Genomic DNA, 16,704 nt, shown 5'->3' on the forward strand with positions numbered 1-16,704 from the left:
AGGGCCGGCGGGACAGCCACTCCCCCGGGTTCGGGTGTGTGCGAAAACGTGCGCTCGGGTGATGCGCAGTGGTGTGGCTTGTTTGATGCGCATGCCCTGCGGCTGGCACGGACGATACATCGGATGACTGGAGGGACCTAGCGAGAATCTCGGACATCTTGTCGCCCACCGCCCGACGGGGACGACCTCCCCCACACCGGCTTCCCGCACCCGAGTGACCGACTCCTCGAACATCTGAAAACCCTTTCAGAGCAGGCACTTTATGGGGCGGGGAGCATCTTCGGCATGCCCGCACCCACGGAAACCCCACCTCCGCGGGGAGCCCACGGAAGGCATGCCGACCACCTGAAGCACTTTCAGATTCATCGGAGTATTGACCGCTGTTTCCGGCCCCGCTACGTTCCCAGCAAGCGCTTTCCAGGCCAACTGTGGTGCGTCCGAACGGGAGTTGTCATGCAGAGATCGCGATGGGTCGGTGCCGGTGTCCTCGCCTCGGCGCTGGTCCTCACCAGCTGTTCGTCCGGGCCCGCGGGAGTGGACGCCAAGCAGAACAAGAAGGCCACCCTGGAGCTCTGGACGCGGACGACGCCCGGCGGGCCCGGCGAGCAGGGCGCGGTCAAGCTCGCCGCCGCCTTCCAGAAGGCCACGGGCTACAAGGTCAAGGTCACGGCCATCTTCGACGACTTCGAGACCAAGCTGCAGCAGCGGGCGGCCCAGAAGAAGCTCCCCGACATCGTCATGAACGACGTGACGCAGCTCGGCGCCATGCACAGTCAGGGACTGCTGCGGGAGATCGACCTCGACAAGATCGAGGACAGCAAGGAGATCATCGGCCAGGGCCTGGACTCCGGGAAGAGCGTGGACGGCAAGCAGTACGGACTGCCGTACTCGGCGCAGGCGTCCGCGCTGCTGATCCGCAAGGACTGGCGCCAGAAGCTGAAGCTCGACGTCCCCGAGACCTGGGACGACTTCGCCGCCATGGCCAAGGCGTTCACCACCCGGGACCCCGACGGCGACGGCAAGAAGAACACGTCCGGGCTAGCCGCCCCGCTGTCCACCAAGCGCGGGTACGCCTCCTGGTACTTCTCCAACTTCCTGTGGGCCGCGGGCGGTGACTTCATCACCGAGGCGGGCAAGGGCACGTACAAGCCCGCGATGACCAGCAAGGCCTCGGCCGAGGCGGTGCAGTGGTTCCGCGACCTGGGCTGCAAGGACAAGGCCGTCCAGCCCGGCGCCGTGACCATGGACACCCCGCCGACGAACGAGACGTTCGAGTCCGGCAAGACCGGCATGTTCGTCGTCGGCCCCTACCTGCTGCCCCGCTTCGACGAGACGCTCGGCAAGGACAAGTACGAGGTCGTGCCGATGCCCAAGGGGCCCAAGGACTCCACGGTCCTCGCCGAAGGCGGATCCGTCTACCTGATGGCGGGCTCCGACAACCGCGCCGGCCAGGACGCGTTCGCCTCCTTCGCGGTCTCGGCCGAGGGGCAGAAGACGGGCATGGAGGGCGACACCGCCTACACCGTGCAGCTCCCCGTCAACAAGTCCGTCGACATCTCCCAGGTCCGCCCCGACCCCCGCTGGAAGACGTACGCGCAGGTGTACCAGGACTCCGGCCGGTACGCGCCGTCCATCCCGAACTGGACGCCGGTGCGCCAGGCGACCGCCGACACCCTGAACGCCCTCATGGCCGACTGCGGCCTGGACACCGGGACCAAGCTCCGTGAGCTCGACAAGCAGCTCGCCGGCATCCTCGAGGAGCAGGGGATCTCCGCGTCATGAGCCTCGACCAGGCCGAGCCGGCGGCCTCCACGGCTGCCGCGCCCGGTGTGCCCGGTACGCACAAGGAAGGCCGCAGAGGCGGCGCTTCCACCGGCCGCCGGGCGCGCGACCGCAGGTCCGGCCAGTGGTGGACGCCCTGGCTCTTCCTGGCCCCCGCGCTGATCCTCTTCCTGTACTTCAAGTTCATCCCCATGGCGAACGCGCTGACCATGTCCTTCCAGGACGTCCGGCCGTACCTGGGGAACAGATGGGTCGGCACCGACAACTACGCCACGGTGCTCGAGTCCGCCGGATTCCGTGAGGCCGCCTGGCACACGGTCGTCCTGGCCGCCGGACAGACGGCCGGCTCGATGGCGCTGGGCCTCGTCCTCGCCCTGCTGATGGAGGGGCAGAGCCGCCGGCTCGGGTTCGTGCGCTCCGCGGCGTTCCTCCCGGTGGTGGTGCCGATCGCGGTCGTCGCCGAACTGTGGCGGATCATGTACCACCCGACCGGGGACGGCATGCTCAACTCCCTGCTCGGTCTGGTGGGTTGGGGCCCGTCCGGCTTCATCAACGATCCGGACACCTCGATGGCTTCGATCATGCTCACCGGGATCTGGCGCGGCGCCCCCTACGACATGATGATCATCCTCGCGGGTCTGACGAGTGTGGACCGCGGCCTGTACGAGGCGGCGAAGGTCGACGGGGCGTCCCGGTGGCAGCGGGTGTGGCACGTGACCGTGCCCGGTCTGCGGTCGGTGTTCTCGATCCTGTTCATCCTCGCCGCGATCCGCGGACTGCGGGTGTTCACCGAGGTGTTCCTGCTCACCAACGGTGGCCCGGACGGCTCCACCGAGGTCGTCATGACCCTCATCTACAAGCTCGGACTCGAGCAGAACCGGCTCGGCGTCGGAGCGGCGGGCGCCGTGCTGCTGTTCGTCGCGACGCTGATCCTGACCGTCGTCGTCCAACTGCTGCGGCGCAGGGAGAGCAAGTGAGTGCGCACACCGAGACCGCGCTGGGCCTCACCGAGAGCCGCAGCGCCGGCGGACGGGTCCTCAAGGCCGTCGTCCACCTCCTGGTCCTCGTCGTCTTCGCCGGGCCGCTGCTCGCGCTGCTCGTCAGCGCGTTCGGCCACGTCAAGGACCCGACCCAGCTGAGCGTCGTCCCCTCCGGGCTCACGCTCGACAACTTCCGGATCGCCTTCGACCAGGGGGTGCTCGCCTACCTGCTGAACTCGTTCCTCGTGGTCGGCTTCGGCCTGCTGCTCCAGGTCGCGGTGTCCGTCCTGGCCGGGTACGCGCTGGCCCGCAAGAAGTTCCCCGGCATGGCGCTGGTCCTCGTCGCCATCCTGGCGACGCTGATGCTGCCCGAGGAGATCCTCGCGCTGCCCCTGTCCCTGATCCTGTCCGACCTTCCGGTCGTCCACTTCAACCTCGTCGGCACCCTGGCCGGGATGATCGTGCCCCTGGGCGCCTGGGGTTTCTCCATCCTGGTGATGACCGAGTTCATGAAGGACGTGCCCCGCGAGCTCGAGGAGGCCGCGCGCATCGACGGCGCCGGCGACCTGCGGATCTTCGCCCAGATCATCCTGCCGATGTGCAAGCCCGCGCTGGGCGTCATCGGGGTGTTCGGCTTCACCATGATCTGGGACCAGTACCTGCTGCCGCTGCTGGTCTCCACCGACTCCTCCTCGTACACGCTGCCGCTCGCGCTGCGCACCCTGCGGATCGATCCCGCGGTCACGCCCGGAGTCGTCATGGCGGCCTCGCTGCTCGCCCTGCTGCCCTCCGTGATCGTCTTCCTGTTCTTCCAGCGCTCCTTCGTGAGCGGCCTGTCCTCCGGCGCCCTGAAGGGCTGACCCCCTCCGGTTCCGCGCCCGCCCCGCCCGTGTACGAGAAGGAACGATGCCCCGTGCCGTCCGCCGCCGCACACCCCTCCGCTCCCCCAACTCCCGAAGGAGCTCCGGATCCCGGCTGGTTCACCACCGCCCGGTTCGGCATGTTCGTCCACTGGGGCCTGTACTCCCTCGCCGCACGGCACGAGTGGGTCAAGAACCGGGAGCGGCTGACCGACGAGCAGTACCAGGTCTACTTCGACCACTTCGACCCCGACCGCTACGACCCCGTCCGGTGGGCGAGGACCGCCAAGGCCGCCGGCATGCGCTATGTCGTCCTCACCACCAAGCACCACGACGGCTTCTGCCTGTGGGACAGCGCCCTGACCGACTACAAGGTCACCAACACCCCGCACGGCCGCGACCTCGTCGGCCCGTTCGTCGAGGCGTGCCGCGCCGAAGGGCTCCAGGTCGGGCTCTACCACTCCCTGATCGACTGGCACCACCCGTCCTTCCCCGTCGACGGCACCCATCCGCAGCGCGACGACGAGGAGTTCAAGGCCGCCCACGCCGACCGGGACATCCGTGACTACCAGCGCTACCTCCACGGGCAGGTCCGCGAGCTGCTGACCTCGTTCGGGCGGATCGACTACCTGTTCTTCGACTTCTCCTACGCCGGACGCACCTGGTGGGGCGGCAAGGGCCCCGACGACTGGGACTCCCCGAAGCTCCTGGAGACGGTCCGCGCACTCCAGCCGCACGTGCTCGTCAACGACCGGACCGGCCTGCCCGGCGACTTCGTCACCCCCGAGCAGTACCAGCCGTCCGGCCCGATGACCGAGAACGGCCGGCCCGTGGTCTGGGAGGCCTGTCAGACGCTGAACGGCAGTTGGGGCTACGACCGCGACAACCTCGACCGCAAGAGCGCGGACCTGCTGATCCGCATGCTCGTCGACGGGGTGTCGAAGGGCGGCAACCTGCTGCTCAACGTGGGCCCCACCGGCCGCGGCGACCTCGACGCCCGCGACACCGAGGTCCTGGGCGACATCGGCCGGTGGATGGATCTGCACGAGCGCTCGGTCCGCGGCTGCGGCCCATCCGCATACACCGCCCCCGCCGAATGCCGCTACACCCAGCGCGGCGACCGTCTCTACGTCCATCTGTTCGCCTGGCCGCTGCGCCACCTGCACCTGCCGGGCCTGGCCGGCCGGGTGCGCTACGCCCAACTGCTCAACGACGCCTCCGAGATCGTCCCGGTCCACATCGAGCCGGACCGGCCCGCGGTCAACACCGAGATGGGCGGACAGCCCGCCGGAACGCTCACGCTCCAGATCCCCGTACGCCGCCCCGACACCCCCGTCCCCGTCATCGAACTGTTCCTGGACGGCACCGCAGACGCCTGACCCCGTACCCCGTCCCCCTCAGACCGCCCGCACCCTCACGGAGGCACCATGCAGCGCCGCACCTTCCTCATGAGCACCGCGGCAGCGGTGGCACTCGCCGCCACCGGCGCCCTGCCGACCGCGAGTGCCCTCCCGGCCCGCGCGACGGTCCACACCCTGGACGAGCTCCGCGCGGCGATCGACCGGGCGCGGCCGGGCGACCGGATCGTCGTCGCCGACGGCACCTACACCGTCCCTGCCGGCAGCCCCCTCCTCGTACGGAGCAAGCGCGGCACCGAGAGCGCGCCCGTGACCGTCGCCGCCGAGACCCGCGGGGGCGTCGTCCTCCAGGGCGAACAGAGCTTCGTCTTCGAGGCCTCCCACCACATCACCGTCAGCGGGTTCGCGTTCCGGCAGAGCACCACCCTGGACGTCCCGCCGGACTGCTCCCACATCAGACTCACGCGCAACGACTTCCAGCTGGCCGACATCGAGGGCCTGCACTGGGTGATGGTCCGCGCGGACGACAGCACGGTCGACCGCAACCACTTCCACGGCAAGAGCACGCTCGGGATCTACCTCGGGGTGGAGGGCGCGGGCACGGACGAGATGGCCGAGCGCGTCCACATCCACCACAACCACTTCGCCGACCACACCTTCGGCGGGTCCAACGGCGGCGAACCCATCCGCCTCGGCGTCAGCCCCCGCGCCCTGTCCAGCGCCCACGCCCTCGTCGAGCACAACCTCTTCGAAGGCTGCGACGGCGACCCGGAGGCCATCTCCGTGAAGAGCTCCGACAACGTCATCCGGCACAACACGATCCGCGACAGCCTCGGCGGCATCGTCCTGCGCCACGGCAACCGCAATCGAGTGGACGCCAACCACCTCGTCGACGGCACCGAAGGCATCCGGATCTACGGCAACGACCACGTGATCGTCAACAACCACCTCTCGGGCCTGTCGGGGCGCGCCCTGGTGATCGGCAGCGGTTCGGAGCGCGACCACCTGCCCGGCGAATCGCCCGACGCGCGGCGCGGCAACGACGCCCCCGATCGGGTCCTCATCGCCCACAACACCCTGGTGAACAACGCCGGCACAGTGTCCGGCGAGAGCCAGCGCCCGCACGAGCCGCGCGATGTCACCGTCGCCGACAACCTCTTCGTCGCGGACACCGGCCAGTTGGTCGCGATGGCCGCCACCGTGCGTTTCACCTGGTCGGGCAACATCCTGTGGGGCGCCGCCGCCGACGGCGACATGCCCGCCACGGGCGGCGAACGGACCGACCCGCGCCTGGTGACGGACGCGTACGGGATCGCCCGCCCGGCCGCCGACAGCCCGGCGATCGACGCCGGCACGCTCCGCCGTCCGCCCGTCACCCACGACATCGACGGTCAGCCGCGCGGCCGGCTCCGCGACGTGGGCGCGCACGAGTACTCCTCGCGCAGGCCGGGGCGCGGCCCCCTGACGCCTGCCGACGTCGGCCCCGATGCCCCCTGAACCACTCCTGTCCTCTCGACTCCCGTCCCCGAGCTCCTGTCCCCCACCCATGAAGGAGGCACCATGCAACGACGCACGTTCCTCAGAACCGCCACCGTGGCCGCACTCGCCACCGTCCCCGTCGGCACCGCGCTGACCACCAGCGCGTCGGCGGCCGACATCCCGGTCTCGTCGCTGACCGCGCTGCAGAACGCGATCAACAGCGCGGCGCCCGGGGACCGGATCGTCGTCGCCGACGGCACCTACACGGTCCCGTCCGGGGGCGCCCTCACCATCTCCGGCAAGCACGGGACGAGCAGCGCACCGATCACCATCGTGTCCCAGAGCCGCGGCGGCGCCGTGCTCAAGGGCGAGCGCGGTTTCGTCCTGAGCAACTCCAGTCACATCACCCTCAGCGGCTTCGCCTTCCGGCAGAGCACCACCCTCGAACTGCCGGCCAGCTGCTCGTCGATCCGGCTGACCCGCAACGACTTCCAGTTCGCCGACACCGGGGACCCCTACTGGGTCGTCGTACGGTCGAACGACTCGAAGATCGACCGGAACCATTTCCACGACAAGACCACCGCGGGCATCTTCCTCGTCGTGGACGGCCCCGGCTCCACGGACATGGCCCAGAACCTGCACATCCTGCGGAACCACTTCTCCGACCACAGCTTCGGCGGGTCCAACGGCGGCGAGCCCATCCGCCTCGGCGTCAGCGGGCGCGCCCTGTCCAGCGCCAACGCCCTCGTCGAGTACAACCTCTTCGAGCGCTGCAACGGCGACCCCGAAGCCATCTCCGTGAAGTCCTCGGACAACACCGTCCGGTACAACACCGTCCGCGACAGCCTCGGCGGCATCGTCCTGCGCCACGGCAACCGCTCCACCGTCCAGAGCAATCATCTGATCGGCGGCGAGGAAGGCATCCGTGTCTACGGCAACGACCACAAGATCCTCAACAACTACGTCAGCGGGCTGTCCGGCCGTGCCCTGGTCATCGGCAGCGGCACCACGCGCGACCACCACGACGGCGAGACGGAGGACGAGCGACGCGGCAACGACGCCTGCGACCGCGCCCTCATCGCCCACAACTCCCTGATCGGCAACAACGAGACGCTCTCGGGAGAGACCCGGACGTACGAGCCGCGGGACGTCGTCGTCGCCGACAACCTGCTCGTCGGCGACGCGGGCAGCCTCGTCGCCATGGGCGCCACCACCGGCTTCACCTGGCAGAGCAACCTGCTGTGGGGCGCGGCCTCCGACGGCAACATCCCCGCCGGCGGCTTCACCCGGGCCGACCCGCGCCTCGCCCAGGGCGCCGACGGGGTCATGCGCCTGACCTCGGCCAGCCCGGCGATCGGCGCCGCCACCCTCGCCGGTACGCCCGTCACCGACGACGTCGACGGGGACCCGCGCGGCAGCGTCCGGGACATCGGCGCCGACGAGTACTCCACGGCGCCCGCGCTGCGTCACCCGCTCACGACATCGGACGTGGGGCCGAACGCCCCCTGACCGAACCCGGGTCGGTCACCCGCGACCCCCTGAAGCGGCCGTCTGTGGGGGCGGCCGCTTCACCCCACCCGCGCCACCGCACGAGGAAGACAGAAGGAAGGCAGTGCCATGACCGGGACCAACAGCCGAGTCGGCGGGACAGCCCCCGTCCCGGACGCGGGGCGCACCCGGTTGGGTCTCTGCTCGGTCACCTTCCGCCGGCTGCCCGCGCTCGAGGTCGCGCGGTACGCCGTCCACGCGGGCCTCGAGGTCATCGAGTGGGGCGCGGACGTGCACGCCCCCGCCGACGACCCGAGCACCGTCCGCGCGGTCCGGGAGATCTCCGACCGCTACGGGCTGATGTGCTGTTCCTACGGTTCCTACTTCCGCGCCTGCCCGGGGGAAGCCGCCGGATTTCCCGCCGTCGCCCGCGCCGCGGCGCTGCTCGGAGCGCGGCGGATCCGCGTCTGGGCGGGCGGCACCGGATCCGGGTACGTCCTGCCCGACGAGCGGCACGGGACGGTACGCCGCCTGCGGGAGGCTGCCCGGATCGCCGCGGACCACGGCCTCACGCTCGCGACCGAGTTCCACGGCAACACCCTCACCGACACGGTCGACTCCACCCTCCGGCTGCTGGACGAGGTGGACGCGGACAATTTCCACACGTACTGGCAGCCGCCCCAAGACGTTCCCGACGAGGAGGCACTGGCGGGGCTCGCCCGGCTCGGCGACCGGGTCGCCGCCGTCCACGCGTTCTCCTGGTGGCCGGGCAACACGAGACGCCCCTTGGCGGAGCGCGCGGGGTTGTGGACCGCCGCTCTCGGCCTTCTGGACGGCCGGGGCCTGGACGCGCTCCTGGAGTTCGTCCCCGGCGACGACCCCGAGATCCTGGCCCGCGAGGCATCCACCCTGAGACAGTCGGCCGGTCAATCCCTCACACGGCATCCATAGTTGACCTCCTCTCCTCTCCTCTCCTCTCCTCTCTCCCCGGACGGCAGCCATGCACACGCACCTCACGAACGACGACACACTCCTGTTCATCGGTGACTCCATCACCGACGCGGGTCGCGACCGCGCGGACGCCGCCTCCCTCGGCAACGGCTATGTCAGCGAGATCGCCCAGTCGCTGAGGGAGGGCAGGGAGAGCGGCCCAGGGCCCCGGATCGTCAACCGGGGGATCAACGGCCATCGCGTGTACGACCTCGAAGCCCGCTGGACGACGGACGTCCTCGACGAGGAACCCACCGTGGTCACCGTCAAGATCGGCATCAACGACACCTGGCGACGCTACGACCAGGGCGTGCTGAGCCCCGTCACCGAGTTCCAGGCGTGCCTGGACCGCCTGCTGGCCGTCACCGCGCAGCGGCTCACTCCCCGGCTGGTCGTCATCACCCCGTTCCTCCTCCCGGTGGAGCCGGGGCAGGAAGCGTGGTTCGAGGACCTGGGGCCGCGCATCGAGGCCGTGTTGCGGGCTGCCACGCGCCACGGAGCGCAGGTGGTGCGCGCCGATCTCGTCCTGCAACGCGCCGCCCACGACCACCGCGCGGCGGACCTTGCCGGGGACGGCGTCCACCCGACCCCGCTGGGGCACCGGCTCATCGCCGACGCCTGGTTGTCCACGGTCGGAGCCGAGTCGGACCCCAGGGCGCAGTAGCCTGCCCGTCACTCGCACCGTTCGTGTGTGACTCGCGAGGCCGGTGATCGTTTGCAGGTCATGTCGAACATCATGCGCGTCCTTGCCACCTGCGCCGTCGCCGGTGCCGCCCTGGCCACAGCCGGTACGGCCCAGGCGGCCACCACCCAGATCGCCCCGGCCTCGCTCCCCACTCCCCTCGGCCCGGTCGGCGAGAACAACAACGCCGACCTGCCCAGCCTGGGCGGCGGTCTGCTCGACCAGGCGACCGCCGGACAGGGAGTCACGCAGAACATCCAGGGATCGACGCTCGGTGGCCTCCCGCTGGGCTAGCCCTCCGCACGCGTCGCCGCCCAAGGTCTGATCGACCGAGCCCCGCACCGGGGCGACCCACAAATCGGGGATCTCCCCGATGGTGCGGCGGGGCGCGGCCGACGACGATGCACCGCATGGCCCTTCCCACCCTCCCGGTGCCGACCGGACCGCATCCGGTCGGCACCACGTCGGTGTACGTCGAGGATGTCTCCCGCCCGGACCCGTGGCGCGCGGACGTATCGACGCGCGAGCTGATGATCTCGCTCTGGTACCCGACCGCCGGCCCCTCCGGCCCGCGCGCCCGTTACCTGACGCAAGCCGAAGCCACGGCAGTCCTGGCCGGCCAGGACCTCCCCCTCGCAGCCGACACACTGAGTGCGGTCCGCACCCACGCCTTCCCGGACGCCCCGCTCGCCCCCGGTCTGCGCGACCTGCCGCTGGTCCTTCTCTCGCCCGGCTTCACCCGGCCCCGCGCCACGCTCACCTCGATCGGCGAGGACCTGGCCAGCCACGGGTACGTCGCGGTCGCGATCGACCACACCTACGAGACCGCGGCCACGGCCTTTCCGGACGGCCGGGTGGCCACCTTCGCCCTCGGTCACGGATACGCACGTACCGCCGACTTCTGGCGCAAGGTGAAGACGGGCCGCGCCCGGGACGCCTCATTCGTTCTGGACCAGCTGCTCGGCGGCAACCTGCCCTGGCCGGGTGCGGCCGCGTTGTCCTCGGACCGGATCGGCATGGCCGGTCATTCCGCCGGCGGCGCTGCCACCATCCCCGCGATGCTCGCGGACGAGCGCATCCGTGCGGGGTGCGACGTGGACGGCAGCACCGACGCGCTGATCCCGGACACCGGCCTGGACCGCCCGTTCCTGTTCCTCGGCCGGGACGGCCAGTACTCCCCCGGCGACGGGCCCGCCGCGGACACCTGGGCGCGCGACTGGCCCCTGCTCACCGGCTGGAAACGCTGGCTGGTGGTGGCGGGCGCCAAGCACCCGTCCTTCACGGATCTCGGCCTCCTGGCCGACCAGCTCGGCCTGCCGCTCGGCGCGGCCACCTCGGGACTGCGCACAATGACGATCATCCGCGCCTGCCTGCGCGCCTTCTTCGACCAGCACCTGCGTCGCGACGCCGAGCCGACGGCCTTCGACCGGTTGAACGCGGACCACCCCGAGGTCCGTCCCTGCCTGCCGTCATCCTGACCCAGAATTTCCCAGAACCCTTGACATGAGACATATAGGGAGGAAACTGATTAACACACCAGAAAACCGATGAATCGCACCGCCAGAAGAGACGTCGACTGGCAAGAGATTCAACAAAGCTCTGGCCAGGCCCCCGAAGCCCCCTCGTACCGGAGTCTCAGCGACGACTGAGGCAGATGGCAATGGTGAGGACTCCGGGGACTGTTTTTTGCCCCTGGGCCGCCCGCATCGGGCGGCCTTCGTGCGTGGTGCCGTGATCCTCCTGCGCCCGCGAGACGTCCGAACCTCCTAGTCCGCCGCCCCCGGCCCCGTGGGGTCGTCGTCCGTCAGAGGGGTTCCGGCGGTGTAGACGTCCTTGAGTTTCACCTCGGTGACGCCTCGGCCCTCGGCGAAGACGCGGCGCCAGTCTCCGATGACGTGGAGTTCGTCCGTGCCCATCGCGCGGACCACGCTCAGGCCCTGCTCGTGGGCCTTCAGGGCCTTCATCCACAGGTTGGCGAAGGCCTGGGAGCGGATCAGGTGCATCCAGTCGGGGCGGTACAGCTCCCGGTTGTAGTTCGACTCCCCCATCGTGGAGACGAACTTGGAGTACATGGCCTTCACGTACTCCAGGGTGACGTCGTCGTCCTCGGCGATCGCGTTCTCGCGGGCGGTGACGAGCGCGGCGCGGAACTTCTCCAGGAGGTTCTCCGTGGCGCCCGAGGTGTACGACTCATGGATCTCCGGCGCCTCGCACAGGCCGTACTTCGGGCCGGACAGGCGCAGCAGGAGGCGCAGGGTGGGTTCGGTGACCCACAGGGGGCCGGGTTCGTCGCGCTGGCCGATCGGGTTGGGCAGCACGGCGTCGTGCGCCCAGTGGGGCGGGGTGATCAGGTGGACGCCGGCGCGACGGCGGTCGTGGTCGAACCCGGTGGAGTGTTCCAACTGGCCGATCGGGAGATGGGTCTTGAGGGCCGAGAGGTACGCGCCGTTCATGTCGAGGGCCGTCACCTCGTGCTCGCCCGGCGGGAGTTCGGGGCGGGTCCACTTCGGGCGGGCTTCCCAGATCGAGTCGGCGCCGCGCGCGGTCTGCTTGCGCAGGATGTCGGGCACCCACGGGTGCGCGATGACGTCGTAGCGGCCACCCTTGCGGGTCTCGTCGAGCAGGGCCATCGCGTCCGGGATCGCCTTGCGCACCAGGGCTGCCGTCGCCGCCTCCACATCGCCTTCGTGCGCGGCGAGCGCGGAGCGGACGGTCTCGGCGATCAGGTCCGGCGGTCCCGACTGGGGCTGGAAGGCCCGCTTCGTCGGCGGCTTCCTCGGTCCCGCGTCGCGGTCCCCCGGCCGGGCCTCCGCTCGGGGTGTGCGGAGCGCGGGGGCTTCGGGTCGCGTCCGGCGCGGGGCGGGCTCCGCCGCGGGGGCCTGGGGGGCGGCGGTGGCGCAGTCGGCCGGGTCGAGGTGCTGCGGGAAACCGGCGACCCGCTGTCCGGCGGGGGCTCCGCACAGGACGCACGGCTCCGGTACGGCGAGCGTCTCGACGTCGTCGTCCTCGTCGTTCGTGCCGCTCGTGCTGTTCGTGTCGTTCGTGTCCTGCGCGGCCTGGGCCGTGGTGGTGGGAGGCGACGCGGGGGACGGCTCAGCGGGCTCCGCCGGCTCAGCGGGTTCAGGCTGCGGGGCCAGCTTCGCGGCCAGGCCGTCGAGGAGGTACGCGTACTTCGTACGGACCTCGCCGGCCGGGTCACGGTCCGACTCCCAGGCCGCGACGGTGGAGGGGCTCACCGCGAGGGCCCGGGCCACCTGCGCCTTCGACAGGCCTGCCTGCTCGCGCAGTTCGCGCCGCACCGGGCGCTCGGGCAGGTCGGCCTCCGGGGCGACGGAGGCGAGCAGCGAGTCGATCGCGTCGAAGTCACTCACCGTGGCCCGCCTCCTTGCCGGCCCGCTTGGCCCGGCGCCGTTCGGCCAGTCCCGGGATCGCGGTCTCCTTGACCCGCTGCTCCCCCCAGCCCGTGATCTGCGCGGCCCGTCCGATCCGGCCGTACACGGGCCGGCCCGTGAGCGGATCCCGCTCCAGGTAGGCGCGCAGTGCGTCGGCCACCCGGTCCTCGGCGCTTCTCAGGGCCCGGACCGCCTCTTCGAGCTCGCGCTCACCCATCACGTCTGACACGTGCGCCACATTAGCGAAGGGGTGGACCGTCCAGGAAACCTTGACGGTCCTCCATACCTGGACGGCCGAACGCATCCGGGGCGGCTCCCGATCGGCACACGGTGTGTCACAGGCAGACGACGACCAGGGCCGTGTCGTCGGTCAGCCCGGACGGCGGCATCAGGTCGGTGAGCAGCGCGTCCGCGAGCTCTTCGGGGATCAGGTCGCGGTGCCGGGCGAGAGAGCGGGCGAGCCGGTCCAGGCCCGTGTCGATGTCCTCGCCCCGCCGTTCCACCAGGCCGTCGGTGTACAGGAGGAGCACCGAACCCTCGGGGAAGGGGAGGTGCTCCTGTGCGCGGGCGGAGTGCTCGGGGCGGGCGCCGAGGGGCGGGTCGGTGGCCTGCGCGAGGAAGGTGACGGTGCCGTCGGGGCGGGCGAGTGCGGGCGGCGGATGGCCGGCGCAGCTGTAGGCGAGGGTGCGGGTGTTCCAGTCGATGAACACGCAGGCGGCGGTGGTGCACTCCGCGCCCTCGACGGAACGGGCGTACAGCCCGAGGGCCTCGAGGGCCTGGCCGGGTCCGCCGGCCACGCGGCACGCGGCCGACAGCGCGCTGCGCAGCTGGCCCATGACGCCCGCGGCGATCAGCCCGTGGCCGACGACGTCGCCGACCGTCACCGCCGCACGGCCTTCGGCGGGCATGTCGATGAGGTCGTACCAGTCTCCGCACACGTTCAGCGCGCTCACGGCGGGCTGGTAGCGCACCGCCACCCGCAGGCCTTCCGGGACGCCGGAGGCGGGCAGCATCGCCCGTTGCAGGTGCAGCGCGACCTCCCGTTCCCGGGCGTGCGCCGCGCGCAGCCGCTCGTTGACCTCCTGAAGCTCCCGCGAGCGGGTGTAGATCTCCGCCTCCAGGACCGGCGTCCGCTCCCCCGCCCCCTCCCGGCCCCGTGCCCGGATCAGCTCGGTGACCTCCTCCACGCGGTGCAGCAGCAGCGCCACCGCGCCGTCGGCGGCAGGCACCGGCACGTTGACGGGGCTCCACCAGCGCTCGTGCCAGACGCCGGGGCGGTCCGCGTCCTCGACGTCGTAGCGCTGCAGCGCCATGCTGTCCCGCTCGCCCGTCTCGGCGACGCGGCGCAGCGAAGCCTGCAGGTTGCGCATGCCCGAGGCGGCCGGGTCCTGGGGGTTGTCGGGGAACACGTCGAACAGGTAGCGGCCGATGAGCTGGGCGCGGGTGCGGCCGGAGATCGCCAGGAAGGCTTCGTTGACCTCTACGTAGACGAGGTCAGGTGTGAGGAGGGCGACCGCACCCGGAAGAGCATGGAAGACGGCCTCGAAGTCGACCTCGGGTCGGTTCACGATCCACCTGCGCCACGTCCATGGCCGTCACCGGCGGCGGCCCTGAGTATGTGCCCCCACCTTGCACCCCCGCCCGGGCGTCCGCACCCCACCACGCGCCCGTCCGGCGGCTCCGGGACACGGGCCGCCGCCGCGCTCAGGCTCCCGTCACGGCCCGCCGTCTCACCAGCGCACGGGAAGGCGGCTCAGGCCCCGCAGCAGGCTCGGGCGCCAGTCCGGCGCGGGATCTCCGTCGAGGGCCAGGTCGGGGAAGCGATCGAGGAGCGCGCGCAGCGCGAGGCTCGCTTCCAGGCGGGCGAGCGGCGCGCCCAGGCAGTGGTGGATGCCGTGCCCGAAGGCGAGGTGGGAGCGGGTCAGGGCCGGGTCCCGGCGGATGTCGAAGCGCTCGGGATCCGGGAACTGCGCGGGATCGCGGTTCGCCGACGCGAGGGAGACGACCACGCGCGCCCCCTTCGGGATCAGGACGCCACCGACCGTCATCGGCTCCGAGGTGTAGCGGTAGGTGCCGGCCGGCGACGGCGGTTCGAAACGGAGCGTCTCCTCCACCCATCCCTCCACCAGGCAGTCGTCCGCGCGCAGTGCGGCCAGTTGGTCGGGGCGGGTCAGCAGCAGGTGTACGCCGTTGGCGATGAGGTTGACCGTCGTCTCGTGGCCGGCGACCAGGAGCAGGAACGCCATGCCGATGAGTTCCTCGTCGCTGAGGTGGTCGCCGTCGTCGTCGTGCGCGGTCACCAGCGCGTGCAGCAGATCGCCTTCCGCCGCCGCGTCCCGGCCGATGCCGCGCTTCTCCTCGATCAGGCCCGCGAGGTACACGGCCAGCTCCTGGGCGGCGAGGCCGGAGGTCTCGGGCTCACCCACCGCGAGCACCTTCGCGGTCCAGGACCGGAACCGCCCGTGATCGACGCCCGGCACACCCAGCAGTTCGCAGATGACCGTCAGCGGGAGCGGGAAGGCGAACGCGTCGATCAGGTCCGCGCGCCCCAGCGGCTCCATCCCGTCGAGGAGTGCGTCCGCCGCCTCCTGCACCCGCGAGCGCAGTGCCCGTACCCGCCGCGCGGTGAACTCGCGTGCCACCAGGGACCGCAGGCGGGTGTGGTCGGGCGGGTCGGTCTGCAGCATGTTCCGGCCCACCGAGTAGAGGCCGTCGCTGTCGAACTCCGCCGAGACCCGCACGTCGTGGCACAGCCGCCGGTCCGCGAGCGCGGCGCGCGCCTCGGCGTACCCGAGGATCATCCACGCGGTCTCACCCGTCGGGAAGCGGACGAAGTGCACCGGCCCCTTCGCCCGCAGCGCCTCGAACGCAGGGTAGGGGTCGAGGGCGAAATCGGTGGTCCAGGCCGCGAGTTCCTCGGTCTGCGGTACGGGCATGACGGCTCCCAACAACGAAGTGGGGATTACTCCCCGGTTCCTGTCCCGGCCGACCCTAACAGGAACCGGGGAGCACTCCACAGATCCTGTACGGTTCCGTCTGTGAGGAAGGACGCGCAGCGCAACCGTGAACTGGTCCTGGCCGCAGCCCGCCAGGTCTACGCCGAGCAGGGCGTGGAGGCGCCCCTCGACGTGATCGCCCGCCGCGCGGGCGTCGGCAACGCGACCCTGTACCGCCGCTTCCCCGACCGAGCCGCCCTGATCGAGGCCGTCTTCCACGACACCCTCAGCACCGTCGTCGACGCGGGCGAGGAAGCCCGGCGCGCCGAGGACCCCTGGCAGGGGCTCACCGGCTACCTCGACCACGTCTTCACGGTCCTGGCCACCGACCGGGGCGCCAGCGACCTCATGACCACCGGTATCCAGGGCGTCGCCACGCTGGAGAAGCTGCACGTCCACAACGCGGAGACGCTCACCGGCCTCCTCGAACGCTGCCGTGATCAGGGGCTCGTCCGTACGGACGTCGTCACCGAGGATCTCCTCCTCGCCCTGGCCGCCCTGGGCCGCACGGCGCCCGCCCTCCAGGCCACCGTGCCCGGCGCGTGGCGCCGCCCACTCACCCTCCTCCTCGACAGCCTCCGCACCCGCCCCGCCCAGCCGCTTCCCTCCCCGCACCTGACCGCCGAGCAGCTCACCACCGTGCTCCACCACATCCACCGGCCGCACCAGTCTTCGGAGAAGGATCAGGGGTAGCGAC

General features: G+C 71.1%; 15 protein-coding genes. 11 read left to right on the forward strand and 4 right to left on the reverse strand.

What is annotated here, in order from left to right; all coding sequences use genetic code 11:
* Positions 1-453 precede the first annotated feature (453 nt).
* The 10 genes from IAG42_RS01205 to IAG42_RS01250 all read left to right on the forward strand — a co-directional run bounded on the left by IAG42_RS01205 (position 454) and on the right by IAG42_RS01250 (position 11,097).
* The gene (locus IAG42_RS01205; protein ID WP_188335116.1) at positions 454-1,782 is read left to right on the forward strand and encodes a sugar ABC transporter substrate-binding protein; all 1,329 of its coding nucleotides are present in this window, start codon (positions 454-456) and stop codon (positions 1,780-1,782) included.
* Positions 1,779-2,759 (forward strand): carbohydrate ABC transporter permease, encoded by a 981-nt coding sequence (locus IAG42_RS01210; protein ID WP_188335117.1) that lies wholly within the window; start codon positions 1,779-1,781, stop codon positions 2,757-2,759. Before IAG42_RS01205 ends, IAG42_RS01210 begins: the two co-directional genes overlap by 4 nt.
* A complete protein-coding gene (locus IAG42_RS01215) occupies positions 2,756-3,622 on the forward strand; it encodes a carbohydrate ABC transporter permease (RefSeq protein WP_188335118.1) in 867 nt (288 codons plus the stop codon). Before IAG42_RS01210 ends, IAG42_RS01215 begins: the two co-directional genes overlap by 4 nt.
* Before the next feature lie 53 nt (positions 3,623-3,675).
* Positions 3,676-5,001 carry an alpha-L-fucosidase gene (locus tag IAG42_RS01220; RefSeq protein ID WP_188335119.1) on the forward strand — a complete coding sequence of 442 codons (1,326 nt, stop codon included), beginning with the start codon at positions 3,676-3,678 and terminating at the stop codon, positions 4,999-5,001.
* Positions 5,002-5,049: 48 nt separating this feature from the next.
* Complete coding sequence (locus tag IAG42_RS01225) at positions 5,050-6,477, forward strand: polysaccharide lyase 6 family protein (protein ID WP_188335120.1); 1,428 nt, start codon at positions 5,050-5,052, stop codon at positions 6,475-6,477.
* A gap of 63 nt (positions 6,478-6,540) precedes the next feature.
* A complete protein-coding gene (locus IAG42_RS01230; protein WP_188335121.1) occupies positions 6,541-7,968 on the forward strand; it encodes a polysaccharide lyase 6 family protein in 1,428 nt (475 codons plus the stop codon).
* Between the two features lie 108 nt (positions 7,969-8,076).
* Positions 8,077-8,898 (forward strand): sugar phosphate isomerase/epimerase family protein, encoded by an 822-nt coding sequence (locus tag IAG42_RS01235; RefSeq protein ID WP_188335122.1) that lies wholly within the window; start codon positions 8,077-8,079, stop codon positions 8,896-8,898.
* A gap of 49 nt (positions 8,899-8,947) precedes the next feature.
* On the forward strand, positions 8,948-9,601 hold the full coding sequence (locus tag IAG42_RS01240) for an SGNH/GDSL hydrolase family protein (protein ID WP_188335123.1): 654 nt from the start codon (positions 8,948-8,950) through the stop codon (positions 9,599-9,601).
* Positions 9,602-9,661: 60 nt separating this feature from the next.
* Positions 9,662-9,913, forward strand: a complete 252-nt coding sequence (locus tag IAG42_RS01245) for a hypothetical protein (protein ID WP_188335124.1) — start codon at positions 9,662-9,664, stop codon at positions 9,911-9,913.
* A 116-nt stretch (positions 9,914-10,029) separates the two neighbouring features.
* The gene (locus IAG42_RS01250; protein ID WP_223205798.1) at positions 10,030-11,097 is read left to right on the forward strand and encodes an alpha/beta hydrolase family protein; all 1,068 of its coding nucleotides are present in this window, start codon (positions 10,030-10,032) and stop codon (positions 11,095-11,097) included.
* A 288-nt stretch (positions 11,098-11,385) separates the two neighbouring features.
* Here IAG42_RS01250 and IAG42_RS01255 read toward each other — a convergent pair whose 3' ends face one another.
* The 4 genes from IAG42_RS01255 to IAG42_RS01270 all read right to left on the reverse strand — a co-directional run bounded on the left by IAG42_RS01255 (position 11,386) and on the right by IAG42_RS01270 (position 15,947).
* A complete protein-coding gene (locus IAG42_RS01255) occupies positions 11,386-12,990 on the reverse strand; it encodes a helix-turn-helix domain-containing protein (protein ID WP_188335126.1) in 1,605 nt (534 codons plus the stop codon).
* Positions 12,983-13,240 (reverse strand): hypothetical protein, encoded by a 258-nt coding sequence (locus IAG42_RS01260; protein WP_223205799.1) that lies wholly within the window; start codon positions 13,238-13,240, stop codon positions 12,983-12,985. Before IAG42_RS01260 ends, IAG42_RS01255 begins: the two co-directional genes overlap by 8 nt.
* Positions 13,241-13,346: 106 nt before the next feature.
* Positions 13,347-14,579, reverse strand: coding sequence for a PP2C family protein-serine/threonine phosphatase (locus IAG42_RS01265; RefSeq protein WP_188335127.1), 1,233 nt, complete (start codon positions 14,577-14,579; stop codon positions 13,347-13,349).
* A 162-nt stretch (positions 14,580-14,741) separates the two neighbouring features.
* Entirely contained in the window at positions 14,742-15,947 is a 1,206-nt protein-coding gene (locus IAG42_RS01270; protein WP_188335128.1) for a cytochrome P450 family protein, read from the reverse strand.
* Between the two features lie 102 nt (positions 15,948-16,049).
* On the opposite strand from IAG42_RS01270, the gene IAG42_RS01275 reads away from it, so the two are divergent.
* Positions 16,050-16,700, forward strand: coding sequence for a TetR family transcriptional regulator (locus IAG42_RS01275; RefSeq protein WP_188335129.1), 651 nt, complete (start codon positions 16,050-16,052; stop codon positions 16,698-16,700).
* Positions 16,701-16,704 lie beyond the last annotated feature (4 nt).

The sequence above is a fragment of the Streptomyces xanthii genome (assembly GCF_014621695.1).
Lineage (GTDB): Bacteria > Actinomycetota > Actinomycetes > Streptomycetales > Streptomycetaceae > Streptomyces > Streptomyces xanthii.